At 47.1% G+C, this 20,640-nt stretch carries 17 protein-coding genes and 1 pseudogene; 8 read left to right on the top strand and 10 right to left on the bottom strand.

Translation table 11 applies throughout. The features are described 5' to 3' along the window. Nucleotides 1-7: 7 nt before the first annotated feature. From ABU165_RS05420 to ABU165_RS05410, 3 genes are all read left to right on the top strand, one after another. Complete coding sequence (locus ABU165_RS05420) at nt 8-775, top strand: MerR family transcriptional regulator (protein WP_318059727.1); 768 nt, start codon at nt 8-10, stop codon at nt 773-775. Next, a complete protein-coding gene (locus tag ABU165_RS05415; protein WP_318059726.1) occupies nt 762-2,528 on the top strand; it encodes an ABC transporter ATP-binding protein in 1,767 nt (588 codons plus the stop codon). Before ABU165_RS05420 ends, ABU165_RS05415 begins: the two co-directional genes overlap by 14 nt. 207 nt (nt 2,529-2,735) lie before the next feature. Then, nucleotides 2,736-4,052, top strand: a complete 1,317-nt coding sequence (locus ABU165_RS05410; RefSeq protein ID WP_101548829.1) for a YjiH family protein — start codon at nt 2,736-2,738, stop codon at nt 4,050-4,052. A 58-nt stretch (nt 4,053-4,110) separates the two neighbouring features. Here ABU165_RS05410 and ABU165_RS05405 read toward each other — a convergent pair whose 3' ends face one another. From ABU165_RS05405 to ABU165_RS05370, 7 genes and pseudogenes are all read right to left on the bottom strand, one after another. After that, complete coding sequence (locus tag ABU165_RS05405) at nt 4,111-4,584, bottom strand: hypothetical protein (protein WP_170939576.1); 474 nt, start codon at nt 4,582-4,584, stop codon at nt 4,111-4,113. 62 nt (nt 4,585-4,646) lie between these two features. Beyond that, nucleotides 4,647-5,759, bottom strand: coding sequence for a PRK06851 family protein (locus ABU165_RS05400; protein WP_094769410.1), 1,113 nt, complete (start codon nt 5,757-5,759; stop codon nt 4,647-4,649). 168 nt (nt 5,760-5,927) lie between these two features. Further along, entirely contained in the window at nt 5,928-6,404 is a 477-nt protein-coding gene (ybaK, locus tag ABU165_RS05395) for a Cys-tRNA(Pro) deacylase (protein WP_224948772.1), read from the bottom strand. Between the two features lie 135 nt (nt 6,405-6,539). Beyond that, nucleotides 6,540-7,855 (bottom strand): annotated as a pseudogene (locus tag ABU165_RS05385) (UDP-glucose dehydrogenase family protein). Further along, nucleotides 7,852-8,739 carry a UTP--glucose-1-phosphate uridylyltransferase GalU gene (gene galU, locus ABU165_RS05380; RefSeq protein WP_009794378.1) on the bottom strand — a complete coding sequence of 296 codons (888 nt, stop codon included), beginning with the start codon at nt 8,737-8,739 and terminating at the stop codon, nt 7,852-7,854. The pseudogene ABU165_RS05385 and the gene galU overlap by 4 nt, the downstream one beginning before the upstream one ends. A gap of 329 nt (nt 8,740-9,068) precedes the next feature. Further along, nucleotides 9,069-10,724 carry a glycoside hydrolase family 13 protein gene (locus ABU165_RS05375; RefSeq protein ID WP_248138179.1) on the bottom strand — a complete coding sequence of 552 codons (1,656 nt, stop codon included), beginning with the start codon at nt 10,722-10,724 and terminating at the stop codon, nt 9,069-9,071. Between the two features lie 210 nt (nt 10,725-10,934). Beyond that, a complete protein-coding gene (locus tag ABU165_RS05370) occupies nt 10,935-11,396 on the bottom strand; it encodes a hypothetical protein (RefSeq protein WP_009794380.1) in 462 nt (153 codons plus the stop codon). A 181-nt stretch (nt 11,397-11,577) separates the two neighbouring features. Here ABU165_RS05370 and ABU165_RS05365 point away from each other — a divergent pair, with 181 nt between their 5' ends. Next, on the top strand, nt 11,578-12,300 hold the full coding sequence (locus tag ABU165_RS05365) for a class I SAM-dependent methyltransferase (protein WP_009794381.1): 723 nt from the start codon (nt 11,578-11,580) through the stop codon (nt 12,298-12,300). Nucleotides 12,301-12,833: 533 nt separating this feature from the next. Here the strand turns inward: ABU165_RS05365 and ABU165_RS05360 are convergent. Further along, a complete protein-coding gene (locus ABU165_RS05360) occupies nt 12,834-13,739 on the bottom strand; it encodes an NAD(P)/FAD-dependent oxidoreductase (protein WP_318059723.1) in 906 nt (301 codons plus the stop codon). 237 nt (nt 13,740-13,976) lie between these two features. Here ABU165_RS05360 and resA point away from each other — a divergent pair, with 237 nt between their 5' ends. Beyond that, nucleotides 13,977-14,513: a thiol-disulfide oxidoreductase ResA gene (resA, locus tag ABU165_RS05355; RefSeq protein WP_318059722.1), complete on the top strand. Its 537-nt coding sequence runs from the start codon at nt 13,977-13,979 to the stop codon at nt 14,511-14,513. Nucleotides 14,514-14,597: 84 nt separating this feature from the next. On the opposite strand, the gene ABU165_RS05350 is transcribed toward resA, so the two are convergent. Both ABU165_RS05350 and ABU165_RS05345 read right to left on the bottom strand, forming a co-directional pair. Beyond that, nucleotides 14,598-15,206 carry a hypothetical protein gene (locus ABU165_RS05350; protein WP_009794385.1) on the bottom strand — a complete coding sequence of 203 codons (609 nt, stop codon included), beginning with the start codon at nt 15,204-15,206 and terminating at the stop codon, nt 14,598-14,600. 14 nt (nt 15,207-15,220) lie between these two features. Continuing rightward, nucleotides 15,221-16,399: a ParM/StbA family protein gene (locus ABU165_RS05345; RefSeq protein WP_087944255.1), complete on the bottom strand. Its 1,179-nt coding sequence runs from the start codon at nt 16,397-16,399 to the stop codon at nt 15,221-15,223. A 448-nt stretch (nt 16,400-16,847) separates the two neighbouring features. Here ABU165_RS05345 and ABU165_RS05340 point away from each other — a divergent pair, with 448 nt between their 5' ends. The 3 genes from ABU165_RS05340 (at nt 16,848) to pepT (ending at nt 20,544) form a co-directional block, all read left to right on the top strand. Continuing rightward, nucleotides 16,848-18,500: a M20/M25/M40 family metallo-hydrolase gene (locus tag ABU165_RS05340; RefSeq protein ID WP_318059981.1), complete on the top strand. Its 1,653-nt coding sequence runs from the start codon at nt 16,848-16,850 to the stop codon at nt 18,498-18,500. A gap of 45 nt (nt 18,501-18,545) precedes the next feature. Then, entirely contained in the window at nt 18,546-18,929 is a 384-nt protein-coding gene (locus tag ABU165_RS05335; protein ID WP_009794388.1) for a VOC family protein, read from the top strand. A 382-nt stretch (nt 18,930-19,311) separates the two neighbouring features. After that, nucleotides 19,312-20,544 (top strand): peptidase T, encoded by a 1,233-nt coding sequence (gene pepT / locus ABU165_RS05330; protein ID WP_318059721.1) that lies wholly within the window; start codon nt 19,312-19,314, stop codon nt 20,542-20,544. Nucleotides 20,545-20,640: the final 96 nt, after the last annotated feature.

The following is a 20,640-nucleotide window of genomic DNA, read 5'->3' as shown; positions in this document are numbered from 1 at the left end:
TGAAGAGATGGCTGGCAAATACTCAATCGGTCAATTTTCAAAGAAAACCGGCACCACGATCAGGACACTCCATTATTATGATGAAATCGGCCTCCTGGAGCCAACCGAAATAACAGATTCAGGGCGCCGCTATTATTCCGACCCTGATTTCACCGTGCTCCAGCGGATTGTGACACTGAAATACCTCGGCTATTCCCTCGAGCAGATCAAAGGGATGCTCCAGAATGAAAAATGGAGCCTGAAGGATTCTCTTGCCTTTCAAAGAGCGGAGATGATCCGTAAGAAGGAAGAAGTCGAAGGGGTCATCCGGGCTTTGGACCGGGCGCTCTATGTAATGGAGGATCAAAACGAGGTGGATGCTGGCATCTTCATTTCGCTCATCAACACTATCCACCGGGAGGATGAACAGAAAGAATGGCTGAAGAGCTTCCTCCCGGAGGAAAGAGTAGATTCGATTTACGCCATTCCCGAGGAGAAACAGCGGGAATATGAAAGCAGATGGGTTTCCATTTCAATGGGCTTGAAGGAGCTTGCTGGTTCAGACCCTGCTAGCGGGGAAGTTCAGGCTTTAATTGAGGCCATGATGGAGATAGTCGATGAAATCTCGGGAAACGATCCTTCGCTTCTGAAAGAAATCAGTTCGGTGGATTTAAGCGATGAGGATGACGGCGGTCTTTTCCATATCCCATTCTCCCCCAAGGAGGAAGAATGGCTAGCAGCTGCACTCGGTCTCTATCTGGAGAAGAAAGGAATGAATGTTGATGACGAAAAATGAAGATCCTGCACTCAAAAAAGGCAGCTGGAAAGCTTTCTGGGGTCTGCTGAAGGACTCCAAGCCCCCGCGCTGGATCCTGCTGTCGGCCATCATTCTCAGCATCCTGGAAACCGGTGCCGGGCTGATCGTCCCCCTTTTCACCAAGTCGATGGTCGACCAGCTTGCCGCATCTTCTTTGGAGATGAGCGTCGTGCTCCTCCTGGCGGGTGCCTTTATCATCCAGACCGTATCTTCCGGGTTTTCTTACTATTTCCTCAGCTATATCGGGGAAGCAGTTGTAGCGTCCATCAGGAGGAAGCTTTGGGGACAGATTCTTCATCTGCCGGTCCCTTTCTTTGACCAGCAGCAGTCAGGTGAAACGATGAGCCGGGTCACTCAGGACACAAATATTGTCAAAAACCTCATTACCCAGCATTTAATTTCATTCCTGACCGGAATTATTTCCATCATCGGCTCCGTGATCATCCTTCTGCTGATCGACTGGAAAATGACTCTTGTGATGATCATTGCTGTACCGCTGGCCATTGCTATGATTATGCCGCTGGGGCAGAAGATGTATAAGATTTCAAGAGCAACCCAGGATGAAATGGCGAGTTTTTCCGGCAATCTCGGACGGGTTCTTGCAGATATCCGCCTCGTCAAAGCCTATCATGCTGAAAAAGCAGAGCAGGAGAGCGGCGACAAGGGAATACGCCACCTATTCCAGTTCGGGCTGAGGGAAGCGAAAATCCAGGCAGTCATTTCCCCCTTCATGACCTTCATCATGATGTTTGTGCTCGTCATCCTGATCGGCTATGGCGGTGTACGCGTTGCTTCTGGCGCCCTGTCAGCAGGCTCGCTCGTCGCCATCATCATTTATATGTTCCAGATTGTAGTTCCTTTCAGCCAGATGGCATCCTTCTTTACAGCCTTCCAGAAGGCTGTCGGGGCAACAGAAAGAATCCAGCATATATTTGACACCGAAAAGGAAGTGGATAAAGGCACGGAGGCTGTGGCCAATCCAAGCCAGGATATCACTTTTGAGAAGGTGAGCTTCGCCTACAAAGAGAAGGAGATCCTTGGCGGGGCCTCACTGACTGTACCTGCCGGAAAGACCACGGCAATCGTCGGCCCGAGCGGAGGCGGAAAGACCACCCTGTTCGCCCTGCTGGAGCGCTTCTACCTCCCGCAGACAGGCCGGATCCTGCTCGGCGGTCAGGACATCAGCTCCTTCCGCCTCCATGCATGGCGGTCATCAATCGGTTATGTTTCACAGGAAAGCCCGATCATGTCAGGCACCATCCGCGATAATATTGCCTATGGAATGGAGCGGGAGGTACTGGATGAGGAAATTGAAAGAGCTGCGGAGCTCGCCAATGCTTCGGAATTCATCGATGCCCTGCCTGATGGATTCGACACACAGGTCGGTGAGCGCGGCATCAAGCTTTCCGGCGGCCAAAGGCAGCGGATTGCCATTGCCAGGGCGCTGATCCGCAATCCCCGCATCCTGCTGCTTGATGAAGCTACATCCAATCTCGACAGCACATCAGAGCATCTTGTCCAGAAAGCACTGGAGCATCTGATGGAGGGCCGCACCACCCTTGTGATTGCCCACCGGCTCTCCACCGTCGTAGATGCCGATCAGATTGCCGTACTTGAAAACGGAAGCATTACCGGGACCGGCACACACCGGGAACTGTATGAAAAACATTCTTTATACAGGGAGCTCGCAGAGCAGCAGCTGTCAGACCGCTCTGCCGCCTCAGGAGGCTGACTTTTCAGGTCAGTCTCTTTCTTTATAAATATATTTCTTTGGGAAAAAGGTTTAAAAACAAGGGAATCCGTGGAATTTAAGAGAAGTGGGTTGGCAATTCATACAGGATGAATTAAAATAACCTTTGTCTTATAAATATAAATTGTATTAAGGGTGAATGTTTTGATAGAATCTGCAGCGAGGAAAAAAGCATCAGGAAAAAGCTTTATGCTCTTCCTCATTCCTTCATTAATCGGCATCAGTTTATTTATGCTTCCTATTTCTTATAAAGGCGAAGTGACCATTCCTATCGCCATCTTATCGGGCCTTGTCCAGGACCTTCTGGCAGCCTATCTGCCGGCCATCATGACCGTGATCATTTTTCTGACTTTTGCAGGCACACTGCTGGCAAAGCTTGTAAAGCCCGCCTTCATCCGCAGAAGCGCGTTTTTCACTGCCCTGTTCGATGTTCCGGCGATCTGGTTTGCCGCAAGAGTGCTCGGCGCCATCTTTGCATTAATGACTTTTTACCAGATCGGCCCTGAATGGGTATGGTCTGAGAATACAGGAGGGCTTCTGCTTTACGATCTCCTTCCGGTCTTATTCTCGGTATTTTTATTCGCTGGTTTATTCCTGCCCCTGCTTTTGAACTTTGGGCTGCTCGAGCTTTTCGGCTCCCTCCTGACGAAAGTGATGAGGCCCTTGTTCAGGCTGCCGGGCCGCTCTTCGGTTGACTGTGCGGCATCCTGGCTTGGCGATGGCACGATCGGTGTCCTTTTGACAAGCAAGCAGTATGAGGAAGGTTTTTATACAAAGAGGGAAGCGGCTGTCATCGGCACGACCTTCTCTGTTGTCTCCATTACCTTCAGCCTTGTTGTTATCTCCCAGGTGGATTTGGGGAGCTATTTTGTTCCATTCTATCTGACTGTCCTCATAGCCGGCATTGTGGCAGCCCTTATCTGTCCGAGAATTCCGCCGTTGTCGACCAAGCCTGACACCTATGTTACAGAGGATGCTCCCCAGCTTGATGAAACAATTCCGGAAGGCTATACACCTCTTAGCTGGGGTATAACACAGGCAACAGCCAAAGCGGCAACAAACCGCGGCATCAAACAATTCTTTGAACAGGGTGCGAAAAATATCCTCGATATGTGGATGGGTGTGGCGCCGATCGTCATGGCGCTCGGCACATTGGCGCTGATTGTAGCGGAATTCACGCCGATCTTCAAGGTGGCTGGTATGCCGTTCATCCCGCTCCTGGAGCTTATGCAGGTGCCTGAGGCGAAAGCAGCATCAGAGACGCTTGTAGTCGGATTTGCCGATATGTTCCTGCCTTCTGTTATCGGAAGCGGGATTGAGAGCGAGATGACCCGCTTTATCGTCGCCTGTACGTCCGTTACACAGCTGATTTATATGTCAGAAGTCGGCGGACTCCTGCTTGGAAGCAAGATTCCTGTCTCCCTGAAAGACCTGATCATCATTTTCCTTGAACGGACCATCATTACCCTGCCGGTCATCGTGCTGGCAGCGCATCTTATTTTTTAACGAAGCGAAGACCCCTTCAGGATGGCTGAAGGGGTCTTTTTTATTAGGCAATCTTTTCTCAGGTGCAGCGGAATGAGCGGATCCGGCTGGTATCTGTGCCGTAATACTCCCAGCGGAATCCTCTCCACCTCCAGCCGGCGACAGAAGTCCTGCCGACGAATGTTGGATAGAACCAGAAGCTTCTGCCGTTATTCAGCCATAAATAGGTGAACCGATATAAGCAGCCTCTGATGGCGCCGGGATCGACGGCAAAGACGGAGGCAGACTGTGTCTGGAGTTCAGGCGTAAAGGATGGAGGCGGGCTGCTTGGCGGTCCTCCCGCCTGGCCCTGGGCTTCTCCTCCACCAGGGAATCCTGGCTGGCCTCCTCCACCTGGAAACCCGGGCTGGCCTCCGCCTCCCGGAAAGCCTGGCTGGCCAGGGAATGGCGTCCCTCCTGGAAAACCTGGCGGAAATGGAATGCCCGGCTGGCCCCCGCCACCTGGGAATACATTAAATCTTTCCGGCGTCTGCTGCAGGTCTGCCTGAGGCAAAGGATAGTACAGTCCTTGATAAGGGTAATAATTCAATGAGTCGTTCCCCTTTCTGCTTTCAGTTAGTCGGCATAGATCGGATGGGGAGTTTCAACACGGAGAATCTTCTCCTCAATCCTGCCGCGGATCGTGTCCACAATTGTATAATCCATGGCTTCTGAATAAATCTTCTCCAATTCATCATTCAGCCGCTTGGCGTCTGCCAGACAGCCTGTTGCCTCTGTCATCTTCGCTTTATATTTAGCGGCGATTTCTTTGATTTCATCAGCAAAAATTTCATCCGTCCCTGGGGCGATCAGCTGTTCATACATATCAATGATTTCATCCCCATCCCTGCTCGGGAAATATTCATGAGGGGCCGTACTGTCGAATATGGCAAGGCCAAGCTCACGGATAATCAGCATGTCAAGGCTATTGGGATCAAATCCGCAATGATAGACTTCAATGTCAAAACCGCGCTTTTCAGCTTCGGCAGCCAGCTTTTTCAAAAGCGTTGACTTGCCTGAGCCGGGACGGCCTTTGATGAAGTAACGCTTATGGATATCAAGAGTCAGGTTCGGGATGCAGTCTACCGCTCCATTTGGTGTAGCAGCACCCAAAAATCTATGCTTGACGGAAGAGATCTTATTCAGGGTCATTTTACCGAAAAATACCTGTGTCAGCTTTGAAGTAAGCTGGTTCGCTTTCTCAAAGTCCATGCTGTCGATATAGAATTTCTCCCAGTCATCATGGATTTTCAATGCCTCTGCAAAGGTACTGTATGCCTGTTTATAGAAGGCTTCGATCTTGCTGTTGAGCCTGAGTATTTTCCCTTTCTGAGTGGCCAGCTGGGCAGAATCCCACGCTTCCCCAAGGTTGACATACTCTTCTATGGCCCCCGGCGCTTTCGGTTCAATCACCTGCGGCGCAGTGCCGTCTACAATTCCGATCTTCAAAGCTGGGATGATCACACCGCTGACAGAGTCATTGTCCGATGGACTGTGGATGAGCTCAATGTTAAAGCCTTTATCAAGCCATTTAGAGCCGATTCCTTTCATGAGTGTTGATTTCCCGGTACCTGGTCCGCCCTTAAGTATAAATAAACGCGATAAATCCTGAAGATTGGATTCATATAGACTGTGGAAGCCTCTTGCGGTATTGCCGCCTGCAAAATAGTCGATAATTTTTCCTGCCACATTCACACATCCTTTTTCAGTTGATTGCTGAATGGTCCTGCCTCTTTACTGTATGCCGGGACATCATGATGGGTGAACGCCCAGGTGCAGAAAATTGCCGGTGGAGGATGTACTTTTTTTAGGGACAAAATAAAAAGCCCCCTATCGTGCAGAGGCTTTTGGATATTGCTATTCTTTTACAAGGTCCTTCCATTCGGCTTTAATCAATTCCTTCAGCCTCTCAGGAGCCAGTTCGATTTGGAGGCCGATCTTCCCGCCGCTGACGATGATGCTTTCAAGCTGCTCCCCCTGTGAATCGATAAAAGTCGGATACAGCTTTTTCATGCCGACTGGCGAGCAGCCGCCGCGGATATAGCCGGTAAGCTTTTGAATGTCCTTCACAGGAATCATCTCAACTTTTTTCTCGCCTGCCGCCTTCGCAGCTTTTTTGAGGTCCAGCTCAGCTTCCACCGGAATAATAAAAACATAGACATTCCTGCCGGCCTGGGCGACCAGTGTTTTATAGACCAGTTCCGGGTCCCTGCCAATTTTCCCGGCAACCGAAACGCCGTCAATCTTGCCGTCCTTGCTGTCATAGGATAATGAATTGTACTCCAGCTTTGCTGCATCCAGCAGCCTCATTGCATTTGTTTTTCCCTGTGCCATTGCTATTTCCCTCCTGGCGTTTTTCCTTTATAGTAGCATCTCCAATGGGTTCCAGGCACCTGTGAAACAGAAAAAAACCTTCCCGCTGCGGGAAGGTTCTTTTGGAAACTGGTCTAGTGGTGGTATAGGTGCCTGTCACCAGAATACTGCACTTCTGGCCGGGCATTCGGGACGGCCGATGGAGATGTAGCGGATATTTGCGGATTCTGCTTCCTGCAGTGTATAACAGTTCCTTCCGTCCAGGACGAGGGGATCTCTCATGAATTCTTTGTAGGCGCTGAGCGGGAAGCGGCAAATTTCAGCCCATTCGGTAGTGATGAAGGCCAGATCTTTTCCATGGATGGCCTCATGAATGGATGCCGCGAAATGAACACTGTCAGGCAGGACCCCCTTAGCCCTGCTGGATGCTATTGGATCATAGACCGAGACGCTGGCCCCTTCATCCACAAGATCCCGGATCAGTTCAATGGAAGGAGCTTCACGATATCATCTGTATTCGGCTTAAAGGCCAGCCCTAATACAGCTGCATTCTTCCCGGCCAAAGGCATGATGCTTTTGGCTTTGTGCAGCAGCACTTTCTTTTGTATCGCATTAACTTCCATAAGGGCTTTCAGGATCCGGAATTCATATTGATGTTCCTCCGCCATCATGCCCAGCGCTTTTGTATCCTTCGGGAAGCAGGATCCCCCAAATCCTGCTCCCGCCTGGAGAAACCGGCTGCCTATGCGCTTATCCAGCCCCATTCCTGCTGCTACATCATCAATATTAGCCCCCAATCTCTCGCACAAGTGAGCCATTTCATTAATAAAGCTGATTTTGGCTGCCAGGAAGGCATTTGAAGCGTATTTGGCCAGCTCCGCACTTTTGGCATCCATATGGACAATAGGCACGGAAAATGGTGCATAGATTTCTTCAACTGTTCTTGCTGCCTTCAGGCTGTCTGATCCAATGATGATTCGATCGGCCTGGAAGGTATCCCTGATTCCTGATCCTTCACGCAGGAATTCAGGATTCGAGACCATATGGACCGGGATGGACAGATTCTGTTTAAAAAAAGCCCGAAGCTTTTCATTGGTCCCGGCCGGAACTGTACTTTTGATGGCAATGACCGTCTCATGTCCAAGTTTATCGGCAATCATCCCGCACGCACTGTAGATAAAACTAAGATCTGCAGAGCCATCTTCTTTTTCCGGTGTTCCGACTGCAAGAAAGATGCATTCAGGATTTCTATAGGCAATCTCCGGATCAGAAGTGAAGGCAAGCTTTCCTTCTTTCATATTCCGGTCAAGCATTGCCTCTAATCCAGGTTCATAAATTAAAGGAACCCCGGCAGAGAGGGCGGCTGTTTTCTCTTCATCATGGTCATAGCATATGACCATATGCCCTTTCTCTGCAAGGCAGACACCTGTCACCAGCCCCACATACCCTGTTCCGGCTATGGTTATATTCATAGAGCGGCTCCCTGCCGGTTCATCAGCATCTTTTCAAGGTAAACAATCAGATCTGTCCTTATGTCAGCCTGCAGCATAGCCATCTCAATGTTCGCTTTTAAAAATCCCATCCTGTCGCCGATATCATAGCGGCTGCCTGACAGCACCACTCCATACACAGGTGTGATCCCTGCTAAAAACCGGATAGCGTCTGTCAGCTGGACTTCCTTATTGGCACCCGCCGGGAGAGTTTCCAGGATAGAGAATATTTCGGGCGGGAGAATATAGCGCCCCATTAAGGCATAGCTGGAGGGCTCCAGCCCTTTAGGAGGTTTTTCCACAAGGCTTTTGAGCTTCATGAGCTGCCTGTCGATAAATTTTTCCGGTTCCACTACTCCATATTTGCATAGTTCTTCAGCAGCGACCTCCTGTACTCCTACTACAGTGCCGCCATATTGCTGGTGGGCCTGCAGCAGTTCTGACAGGCAAGGGCGTTCCCCCTGGACCACATCATCTCCCAGCATAACGGCAAAGGGTTCATCACCTATATAGCTGCGCGCGCAATAGATCGCATCTCCCAGCCCCTTCGGCTCTTTCTGCCTGACATAATGAATGCTGGCGAGGTTCGAGACAGCTTCAACCGCCTCCAAGAGCTCATGCCTGTTCTGTTTGGCCAGCGTTTCTTCAAGCTCATAGGATTTATCAAAATGATCCTCGATCGCCCTTTTTCCCCGCCCGCTGATAATGATGATATCTTCGATCCCCGAGGCAGCCGCCTCCTCAACGATATATTGGATGGCAGGCTTGCCGGCGATCGGCAGCATTTCTTTGGGCTGGGCTTTTGTTGCCGGCAGGAATCTGGTCCCCAGACCGGCTGCTGGAATGATGGCTTTGCGAACGTACATGATTTACCCCCTCGAATGATATTGGTGCTTCTTTCCACTACCATAGGATCCGTCATGATGATCTACACGCAAACTAGCAAATAAGGCTTTACATCTTCAGTATAAAAAGCAATATTTAAAGCTTTATCTACTTTGTGCAAAGAAATTGTTAAGATGAGCGACACGTGCCTGTCTGGCAAACAAAAGACTTTGTCCTCTGATCGGGAATTAAGGAGGTTCAAGTGTATAAAAGTGGTATAGGTGCCTGTCACCGTTATAAACCAAAAACCCCCGTCCCGGATGGGATTGGGGGCTGCAGCTGGTCTAGTAGTGGTATAGGTGCCTGTCACCTAAATACGGTATACCCGCGCCTCATAAGGCTTCAAAGTAACGCTTTTCCCTTCTGCTTCTGCTGCCGGATAGTTGTTCAGGAGCAGATTCTCAGGTTTTAAGGCGAAGCCGCTTGTAAAGACGGCTTCTTTAGCGGACAGATTGGTGATGACGATAACCTGATCGTCTTCCAAAGTGCGTGTATAGGCATAGATCTGCTTGTCATCTTCAAGCAGCAAATCGTATTGTCCATAGGTAAAGACTTCATTGGCTTTTTTCAAAGAAATCATTTTTTTATAGAAAGACAGAATGGATTCTTCATCCTTTTCCTGCTTTTCAACATTGATGTTTGTGTAATTGCTGTTCACCTTCATCCAGGGACTGCCGCTGCTGAAGCCGGCATTGGCTGTGCTGTCCCACTGCATCGGTGTCCGGCTGTTGTCGCGGGATGAGGCCCAGATGATCTCCATGATTTCCTGGTGGCTCTTGCCTTCTTCTATTTTAAGCTTGTAAAGATTCTTTACGGCCACATCGTCATAATCGTCAATGGAAGGGAACTGGACATTCGTCATCCCGATCTCCTGGCCCTGGTAGATGAAAGGCGTCCCCTGCATCAGGAAATACATTGCAGCCATCGAGGTGGCGCTTTCCCGCCAGAACTCCTGGTCATTGCCCCATGTTGATACAACACGCGGCTTATCATGGTTTTCAATGAATAATGCATTCCAGCCGTCTTTTTCAAGGCCCTTCTGCCAGCGGGTCAGCACTTTTTTCAGCTCGACAATATCCAGCTCAGGATTTGTTTCCGCATCCCACAGACCAAGATGCTCAAATTGGAAGATCATATCCATCTTTCCGTTTTCAGAGCCTACCCATAAGTCTGCTTCGTCCACAGTGACGCCGTTTGCTTCGCCGACAGACATGCTGTCATAGTTTGCATATGTCTTTTCCTTGAACTCCTGAAGGAACTCATGGATGCCTTCCTGGTTCATATGCATATCGAAGGAAGAAACATACTTCTTATTTTCCGGATTCGGCAGGTCAGGCATGCCGGGACGTTTCTTGATATGGCTGATGGCATCGATCCTGAAGCCATCGATTCCTTTTTCCAGCCACCAGTTCACTACATCATAAAGCGCCTCGCGGACTTCGCTGTTCTCCCAATTCAAGTCCGGCTGCCTTCTTGAGAACACATGGAGGAAATATTGCTGAGTCAATTCATCCCATTCCCAAGCAGAGCCTCCGAAGATGCTTTCCCAGTTATTCGGTTCAGCACCCTGTTTGCCGTCGCGCCAAATGTACCAGTCCCGCTTTGGCGAGGTTTCGGAAGACCGTGATTCTATGAACCATGGATGCTCATCGCTCGTATGATTGAGGACCAGATCAATGATCAGCTTCATGCCGCGCTGATGGACCTCTTCGAGCAGCCTGTCGAAATCGGCCATCGTTCCGAAATCTTCCATGATGTCCTGATAATCGGAAATATCATAGCCGTTGTCATCGTTCGGCGACTTATAAACAGGACAGATCCAGATCACATCAATGCCCAGATCCTTTACATAATCAAGCCTTTCAATGATTCCCTGAAGATCGCCGATTCCGTCTCCATTCGAATCCTGAAAGCTGCGGGGATATATTTGATAGCCTACTGCTTCTTTCCACCAGATTTTTTTCATATGAACACCCTCAAGTAAATTAATGTTTGTATGCGCAAACGTTTGCATTAAAAAGCAAAAAAAAACCGCATACATCTATATGTAGTGTAACGCTTACATAGAATTTAATCAATATGAAAGTAGATTGACTATATAGGAAAATGTGACCCTTTGAAGAATCATTATAAGAAAAATGCCAGCAAAAAACCGGTCATCCTCCTGGATGCCGGCCTACACAGCTTCAGCGGCTTCTGCCTCAAGCAGCTCCATATAGGGCTGAAGCGAATGATAGATGATGGTTTTTACAAAAGCAATATTAATATGCCCCAATAGTTTTTCAGCAAATTCCCAAGCATTTTCTTCAATAAGGAGAGCTAGCTGGTTTCTTTCCACTGAAGTGGCTGCAAGGTCAAAACGGTCTGCAAGCTCCCCGAGCTCCCGGTCTTCGGCATGGCCGATTTCATGTGCGCAAACGACTGCAAAATACTCTTCAAAATGATCAAGCGAGGAAAAAATCTGCAGGCACTGCTTTTTAATTTCCTCTATATATAATGTAATGGTATGGGTCCCCATGCTGTATTTGCCACCCGCAAAACGGTTTCCCCCGAAATAATCCTCCAAAACGACAACGGCCGTGCTCCCTGCTTTTTCAAGAAGCTCATCAACGATTAGTTCAAGCCTTTTATTCGCCATTCTTACACCTTTCTTTGCAAATAAGCTAATAATCCATCACAGCGAATGAAAGGGAAACAAATCCTTTACCCTATTAACTCTGTAATGAAACATTATCTTACCATTATTTTTGTGACTTTGCACCCTTTTTATCCATATACTGTATGGCACAGCAGAACGGAACAGGAGGGATACCGGAAATATGAAGCCATCATATCAGGATGCCCTTGCTTTTTTCGGAATGGGCGGCGCTCACCCGGGCGGTTTGGCTTTGACGAAAAGAGTTTTGGGAATGGAACAGCTCTCAGGCAAGGCAAAGGTGCTTGATGCAGGCTGCGGCACCGGGCAGACAGCTGCCTTCATAGCCAAAACTTTCAATTGCCAGGTGACGGCGATCGACCGTCATCCTCTGATGATCGGCCAGGCAAAGAAAAGATTTGCCCACGAAGGCCTGGCAGTCAATGCCCTTAGGGAAAACATTGAGAATTTATCTTTTGCTGATAATAGCTTTGACTATATTATCGCCGAATCTGTCATTATTTTTACCAATATTGAGCAATCTTTGAAAGAAATTAAACGGGTTCTCAAACCAGGCGGGATATTCCTTGACCTCGAAATGACAGCTGAGGAGCCATTGAATCCCCAGGAGAAAAACCAAATCCAGAGTGTATACAGCATCAAGCGGCTGCTGACAGAGGGTGAATGGCTGCAGACTTATACATCAGAAGGTTTCCGGTCTCCAAGGACGGTAGCTGCCAATTCCATTTATACTGAAATCATCAACTCGCCATGGGACCAGCAGCCGGAAATCGCCAACCCGCATCTTGTTAATCCAAAATACGAGCATATACTGATTGAGCACCAAAAGCTGCTTGCCATCTATGCCGAACGACTGGGATACCGGGTGTACCGGATGCAGAAATAGACGTGATTATACAATCTATGCATAAAGCGGGCATTGTATGTATGGTGTCCACCCGGAAAGCACAGCGGCATCCGGAGTGTTCATTATAATGAACACTCAGAAGAAACCCAACAGGATCTCTTTTGGAGTGCAAAAACAAATCACGCAGTAAAAACATGATGATTAGCAAAGTAATCATCATGTTTTTTTATATAATTCTTGATACCCGATCTGATAAATAGACGGAGAAATTCCGTCTATTAACTTAAAAAGCATTAAAATGGGAGATTTGCTCGGCATAACCGGAAAACCTCCCCTTATTTAGCCCGCAACGAGCTCCATTCTAAATTTAACCGGAAAATCTCCGCTTATTTTCTTTCGCCGTCTTTCCATTTAGGTACGCTCATAACAGTCTTAATTTCCACTAAAATTGCCATAAACGGTTTTACACCAATAAAAAAATAGCATGCTAAATCATATATGATTTAACATGCTATTTCACGGTTGCACTTCACCCTGTTATTCAGAAAAAATCAGGGTGTGCCTTTTATGCATTATTTATTTTCCTCCGCCAGGATGGACTTATGAATCCAAATCGCCGCCTGGGATCCGTCTCCCATTGCAATGGTCACTTGTTCTGAATGGGCAACCACATCTCCTGCAGCCCATACATTCTTGACGTTAGTCATTTTGGAACGCGAATCAACATTTATATGCTTATTTTCAAGCCTTTCCACCTCCAGCTGCTTTGCCAGGTCTGACTTGACTTCATTTCCTCCAAAAGCCGTAAAGCCCCGCTCTCCCATAACTCTCTTGCCATTCTCAAGCAAAAATCCCTGGATGTTCGGCCCGTCAGCTATGGCTTCCGCAATCGATTCTTCCATGTATTCAATATTCAGCTCGCGCAATTTGTCCATCAGCTCTTGGCTGACTTCCTTTTTCTCATGATTGATAAAGACCAGTTCGTCTGTCCAGTAGGAAAGTGTAACAGCCATATTGGCCCCAGGGTTACCAGAGCCGATTACAATTGTCCTTTTATCTTTAATTTCATAACCGTCGCAGTCCGGACATACATACACACTGACGCCGAGCGTTGGATAAAGATTAGGAAATTCCGGAATCCTGTCCATCACCCCCGTTGATAAAAGCAGCCTTTCGGACTCAAGCTGTCCCCCGTCCTCAAGCGTAATTTTAAACCCGCTTCCCTTTTTCTCCGCCTTCTCTGCTTTTCCCAGCTTAAATTCCACTCCAAGCTTTTCTGCATGAGACCGCCCGATGTCCCTGAGCTCCTGGCCGCTCACCCCATCAGGATACCCGAGGATATTATGATAGCTTTTGCAGATGGTTGACCTGCCATGGTTTGAGTCCACAACCAGCACCCTGTGTTTATACCTTCCCAACTGAATCGCAGCCTGCAGGCCTGCAATCCCTCCGCCGATGATAATGCAATCGTATGTCATTCTGTGGCCTCCTTGAGCCTTTTAGGTATTTATAGGTAATTTACCCTCATTGACCCTCAATTAACGCATGGACAGATGATTTTAGCTGTTGAAAAAAAGACTTGAGACCCATCAAACCACCGGCCTTCCCCAGACCAGGCTGTTTGAAATTGTCAAAAAACAATAACATTTTTCCATATATCCCCTTACAGGAAATGTTACACTAATTAATACCATCTGTTTTAGATTGGAGGATTTATGAAAGCGAAAAAGACACACAGATTAGTAATGAGGTCGATCATTTTATTGGTTTTATTCTTTGCAGCAGGATACACTTTGTACCAGAATTTTTTCTTAAAAGAATCCGGCACAAAAGCTATGCTCAATGAAAAAGCTCCTGACTTTGCGCTTCAAGCACTGGATGGCGGGAAGACAAAATTAAGCGAGTACAACGGAAAGCCCGTCTTGATCAACTTTTTCGCCACCTGGTGCGCACCCTGCAAAAATGAAATGCCCTCAATCCAGTCCACTTATGAAGAATTTAAGGATGACGGGTTTGAGGTGCTGGCAGTCAATCTGAGCGAACCAGAAATATCAGTAAAAAACTTAAAAGAGCAACTCGGAATAGACTTTCAAATCCTACTAGATAAGAACAATGCAGTAGAAAGCATGTACGATGTTTATAAGATCCCGTCCAGCTTCTTTATAGATTCTTCAGGGAAAATCGCCAGAGTGTATGAAGGGGAAATGAGCGAAGAAGATTTGAATGACTGGGTAGGCGAATTGGTTGATTAGATAAGATCAGCATTCGCCCGCCCTACCAGAATCCTATTGGTAATAAAAGAGACAGGCCATTGTGCGCCTGTCTCTTTCTTCATCCTATTTATTCATATGAGCAAGGAAATCTCCAAGAAGGTCTTCCATGCTTTCTTCTTCCTGGTCCTCGTCTTCAGCCGAACGGTCTATTTGTACACTTGACCAATCAATATCATCCAGATCGTCATCAGCACCATCTGTGTACGCAGGTATTGCATCCTCTACTTCCTGCACAGGAGGGGAGGGAGGTGGAACATCCGCCTGATAGACCGGCTTCTCTTCCCTTTCCTTCCGCTCTTGCAGATAGAGAGCTTCATCTATATCGGTCGATTTGCTGTTCAGGCTGGCAAGCAGCGCAGCAGACCGTACCGGGTCTGTGATCAGCTGGTAGATGATGCTGCCGAGAAGGGCTTCGGAGTGCTCGTGCTTAAGCCAGTCGCGCTGCATCTTGCTGAGCGCCTTCGGCAGCGGAATTGTAACTGTTTCCTGTTCCTGTTTGACTGATTGGCTGACACCCTGCATGACATAGTCGGCAATCCTGCTGGAAAAATTCCTTTTTTCAGCTTCTTTAAGCTTTTGCAGCTGTTTAACTAAGTATTCCGGGGTATCAGAAGGTACACGAAACGCAATCGTCTGGCCTCTTTCGATCCCCTTGGATGAAGATTTTGTCATGTTACCACCTTATTTTATGCTTTTACTGGCTTCTTCTCATCCTGCTTGTCCGGCTTGGATGTTCTCTTCAAATGATCGGCAACCAGCTTGTAATAAGCATTTGCCATCATCCAGATGCTCTCTTTTTCATCCTCAAAGAAGTCGATATTATATCCATCAAGGCTGTTGTTCAGTGATTTGATATATTCCTTCAATACAGCAGATCCTCCGCCCACGAAGTAGCAGATCTCCGTCTGTGAATTCTTCTGCCAGACATTGCGGAGCAGGCGGTACTGCTTTTTGGCAAGGTCGAACAGGATGCGGTCAGTGATGTCATGAACGCTTGTCCTGCTTCCTTTAACCATGATATGGTTGCGGTCATTTTTCTTGGTGATGATCTCCACCACATCGCGGCGGCTGTCCAGCTCAACGCCATGCTTGGATCTGATTTCCTCACGGATCATTTCCAATGATTCCGATACACCCAGGTTGAAGCCCTGCGCCTTGTCATCATCAACTGTGCGGTTTTTGATGACAGCGATATCTGTAGATAGGCCCCCGATATCCTGGATGAGGATACGCTTATCGATCAGTTCTTTATTAATAATGTTCAGGTCGTTATCCATTACAAGATTGATGAATGCCGCGAATCCTTCAGGATAAACCTTTACATCGCTGAATTTCAGATTGACTTTGATGCCCTGGTATTTAGGCGTAACCAGGAATTCTACCTGGTGCACTGATCCAAGCAGCTTCGAGCGGTAGCCCGCATCTTTCCCTTCCTTCACTTCACGAAGAGGGAGCCCTGTGCCCAGGATGTAATTAGTATCGATTATATTGTTATTTTTCGGGAACAAACCAGCGTTCTCTTCCCTTACCGCATCAAGGGCAAGTGAAACAAAAAGCATAACAAGCGTCTGGTCCTCTTCAGATTTGCTGCTGCCGGGATCGAGCTCGGAAGCATTGTCGCTTTTAGTCGCCAGTGTTCCTACACGATAGATTGCATTATTGTCTTTTAATGCTGGGGAATGAACTTTAACATGAATCCCGTCCAAAGGTTCTTTGCTGTCTAATTCTTCTATGCCGATTACCGGTCTGTCCGCAACATCCCTTGCAATGACATTCGGTATATTCAATTCATAATCCAATTTTCCGAATAAGGCTTTCAGCGAATCATTGCCCACGTCTACCGCTGCTATTCTCGGGTTTTTCAAATCTACCATTCCTTTCACATTGTACCTTGCTTATCGTACAAGCAATTATCTTAAGCTTAATTAATATTTGGAAAATATTCAATGAGTTTCATATAAAGTAATATAAATGTTAGATTGTAAACATTACGCAAACTTCGCCTCTATATCCAAAAACATTGAAACATAAGCATCTAAACAGCTTTGTAAACTTGTAAACATTTTTATAAACATCTTGTATGCATTTTGTTTGCAAGTTTACAATATTGTTTTCTTTTGCAAACATGAAAGTAAACAAGTATACAAATTTGTTTTCAATCCATCTTCTCTCTTATTAATCTCTTTAAAAATCATTCCCCCTCCCCTTGCAAGAATGTTCATCAGTAAAAACAGTCCTCTTGACGACCGTTCCAAAAATAGGATAATTTTAATACATTAACAGTTTACTAGACAAAAGGAGAGCTTGATGGAGATGCTTAATTGCCGCGAAGAAACTTTGGCCTTTACAAAACAGCTGGTCAACATTGAAAGCATAGTGAATACAAATGGCGAGAAGGTGATCGCCCATTCTTTATATACACTCTTATCCTCGTTTCCCTATTTTACGGAGAACAGTGGACAGCTCGTTATAGAGCAAACGATAGATGATGAATTGGAACGGTATAATGTACTGGCTTTTGTGAATGGAACTAAAAGGAAAAGCAGCCGTACAGTCATTCTGATGGGCCATATGGATACTGTCGGAATCGATGATTTCAATCAGCTCCGCGATGCAGCATGCGACCCGGATCAGCTTGCAGACCTGTTCAGGATGGAAGAACTCCCTTCCGGAGCAAAGGAGCAGCTTGAATCCGGAGACTGGATGTTTGGCAGAGGCGTGCTTGATATGAAGAGCGGTCTTGCAAGCCATCTTTATCTTTTAAAATACTATTCTGAGCATCCGGAAGAATTAGAAGGAAATCTCGTCTTTCTTGCAGAATGTGATGAAGAGGACGGTTCACATGGAGTCCTGTCTGCTTTGAAGACCTTGAAGAAATGGAAGGATGAGCATAAGTTCCATTATGCTGCTGCCATCAATGCAGACTTTGTCTCCCCCCGATTTGAGGGAGATACAAACAGGTATATCTACAAAGGAACGGTTGGGAAGCTCCTCCCCTCTTTCTTCATAACAGGTGCTGAAACACATGTCGGCTCCTGTTTTGAAGGGCTCGATCCGAATTTCCTTGCTGCAGAACTGACAAGGCAGATCAGCTACAACCCGGAACTAAGCAATGAGGCGCTTGGGGAAACGACCGTTCCTCCGGTTTCACTGAAGCAGACAGACCTGAAGCCTTCTTATACGGTACAGACTGCATTAAGTGCCTATGTCTATTATAATTTCTTTATTCATTCCTGGTCCCCAAAGGAAGTACTCGAGAAGCTGAGGGAGCAAGCGCATATTGCCTTTAGCAATGCGCTCTCTTCCTTTGAGCAGCGGAACAGGCAATTTGCCGAATTAAGCGGGGAACCATATGCCGAGCTGCCTTGGCAGCCTCGCATCTATACGTATGAAGAAATGCACCGGATGCTTATGGAAGAATACGGGCAGGGCTATATAGCCCATATGGACGCTTTTAAAGAAGAGCTTCTCCTTGATAAGGAACTGGATACAAGGATGTATGCCGCGAGAGTCGTGGAAGAGGCCTGGAAATGGATGAAGGATAAAAGCCCGGCGATGATACTCTTCTACTCTTCTTTATACTCGCCGAGAATTGAGCTGTCCGGGAAAACAGAGGATGAAAGAAGGCTTATAGATGCCTTGGATCAGGCAGTGGAAGAAATCCAGCCTTCCTATCCTCATCCAATCATCGCCAAGAATTTTTTCCCTTATATATCAGATATGAGCTTTATAGCGCTCAGCGATGATGAAGCAGGAATCAGTGCTGTAACTGACAATAACCCTGGCTGGGGCACAAAGCATTATGTCGAATACAGCGACATCCGCGAGCTGAATGTACCTGTCATCAATATTGGGCCGTACGGACTGGATGCCCATAAGAAACTGGAGCGCATGGAAATGAAGTATTCACTTGAAATTGTCCCTAACCTGACAAACCGGGTGATTCAGCAGGTACTAAAAGGCTAGGTTTCCGGGGAAATAATTTCAACATAATAGTGAGGAGATGTTTTTATGGCAGGAAAAAGAATTGACCATGTTGGAGTAATGGTTAAAAACATAGAGAAATCAATAGAGTTTTATACAAATGCTGTCGGCATGGAGCTGAAGGCAGAGGTGCCTCATTCAAACGGTGTCATCAAGCTTGCATTCCTAGGCTTTACCGGAAATGAAGAAACTGAGCTGGAACTGATTCAAGGCTATAATGACCATCTCCCGGAGGAAGGTACGGTCCATCATTTTGCGGTCAGCACCGATGATGTGGAAGGAGAATTCACACGTCTCAAGGAGCTTGGAATTGAACTCATAGACCAGGAAATCACCACCCTCCCGAATGGCTATAAGTATTTCTTCTTTTATGGGCCGGACAGGGAATGGATTGAGTTCTTTCAGCGTTAATGTTAAAGAGTTATTTAGGATTAAAGAAGCTGGTTTGTTTATTCTTTTTTGTTTAATAATGGGGCTGTTCATTTCCGTTCCAGGCACTTCGCTTTCCGCGGGGCGGCGCTGAGCTTCCTCGTCGCTGTTGCTCCTGCGGGATCTCAGCTTTGCCGCTGCAATCCCACAGGAGTCTACGTGCCTTGCACTCCAATCAACAGGGCTTATCAACTTTTTTTACCAGCTCCATTAATATGGCCAAAAACAGGTTTGTGACAAGTCAGCCAATTCAATCTCCATTTTTCAAAAAACACGGCGCAAAAGTTCTGCTTTTGTGCCTTTTTTTATTCGCTTCCCGAAACAAAAATGATATGATGAAAGAAAAAAGCTAGGAGTGATTTTAGTGAAAAAAAACCTGATTGAACGATTGGTTTCGTATGCAAAAATGGACACACAGTCAGACGATAACAGCACCACCTGCCCTTCCACCCCTGGACAGCTGGAGCTTGGCAGAAAGCTTGTAGAAGAGCTTAAAAGCATCGGTATGCAGGATGCGGAGATGGATGACAATGGCTATGTCATGGCCACTCTCCCTTCCAATACAGAAAAGCAGGTGCCTGTCATCGGCTTCCTTGCCCATGTGGATACAGCAACAGACTTTACCGGCAAAAACGTCAGCCCGCAGATTACTGAAAATTATGACGGCGGAGATATTGTCCTAAACGACTCTTTACATATTGTTCTTTCACCGAAGGATTTTCCAAGCCTGGAGCAGTATAAGGGCCATACACTTATCACAACTGACGGCACTACCCTTCTCGGGGCCGACAATAAGGCAGGAATCGCTGAAATCATGACGGCAATGGAATACCTTATTAAACACCCTGAAATCAAGCATGGAGCAATCAGGGTCGCTTTTACACCAGATGAGGAAATCGGCAGAGGGCCGCATAAATTTGATGTGAAGGCATTTAATGCTGCCTATGCATACACCATGGACGGCGGACCGCTCGGTGAGCTTCAGTACGAAAGCTTCAGCGCAGCGGGAGCCAAGATCACCGTTAATGGCACCAATATCCACCCTGGCTCTGCCAAAGGAAAAATGGTTAATAGCATCAAAATTGCGATGGAGCTGCAAAACAGCCTGCCGCAGGAACAGGCGCCTGAACTGACAGAAGGATACGAAGGCTTCTTCCACCTCGGCTCATTCAAAGGGGACGTGGAAAAGACAGAGATGAGCTATATTATCCGTGATTTTGACCGTACGGAATTTGAACATAAAAAAGAGCTGCTGGAAAAAGCTGTTGCTTCACTGCAGGAGAAATACGGAAAAGAGCGGATCCAGCTGGAGCTTAAGGACCAGTACTATAACATGAAAGAGAAAATCGAGCCGGTCATCGAAATCGTCGACATTGCCGGAGAGGCGATGAAAAAGCTTGATATCGAGCCGCAAATCCTTCCGATCAGGGGCGGCACGGACGGTTCACAGCTTTCCTATATGGGGCTTCCGACGCCGAATATTTTTACAGGCGGCGAAAATTACCACGGCAAATATGAATATATTTCAGTTGATAATATGGAAAAAGCAGCTAATGTCATCATAGAAATTGTAAAGCTGTTTGAAGAAAAAGCATAGTATCAGGGGGCGGGGATTTAATCTCCGCCTTTTTTCTTCCTCCAAATCCTGAATTGACCGGGACACATCCACAAGATACATTTTTTCAACTGGATG

Origin of the sequence: Cytobacillus sp. T106 (assembly GCF_040492155.1) — a bacterium.
GTDB lineage: Bacteria > Bacillota > Bacilli > Bacillales > Cytobacillaceae > Bacillus_AB > Bacillus_AB infantis.
Note: the sequence above shows the minus strand (reverse complement) of the source record. Positions and strands in the feature narration are given on the sequence as shown.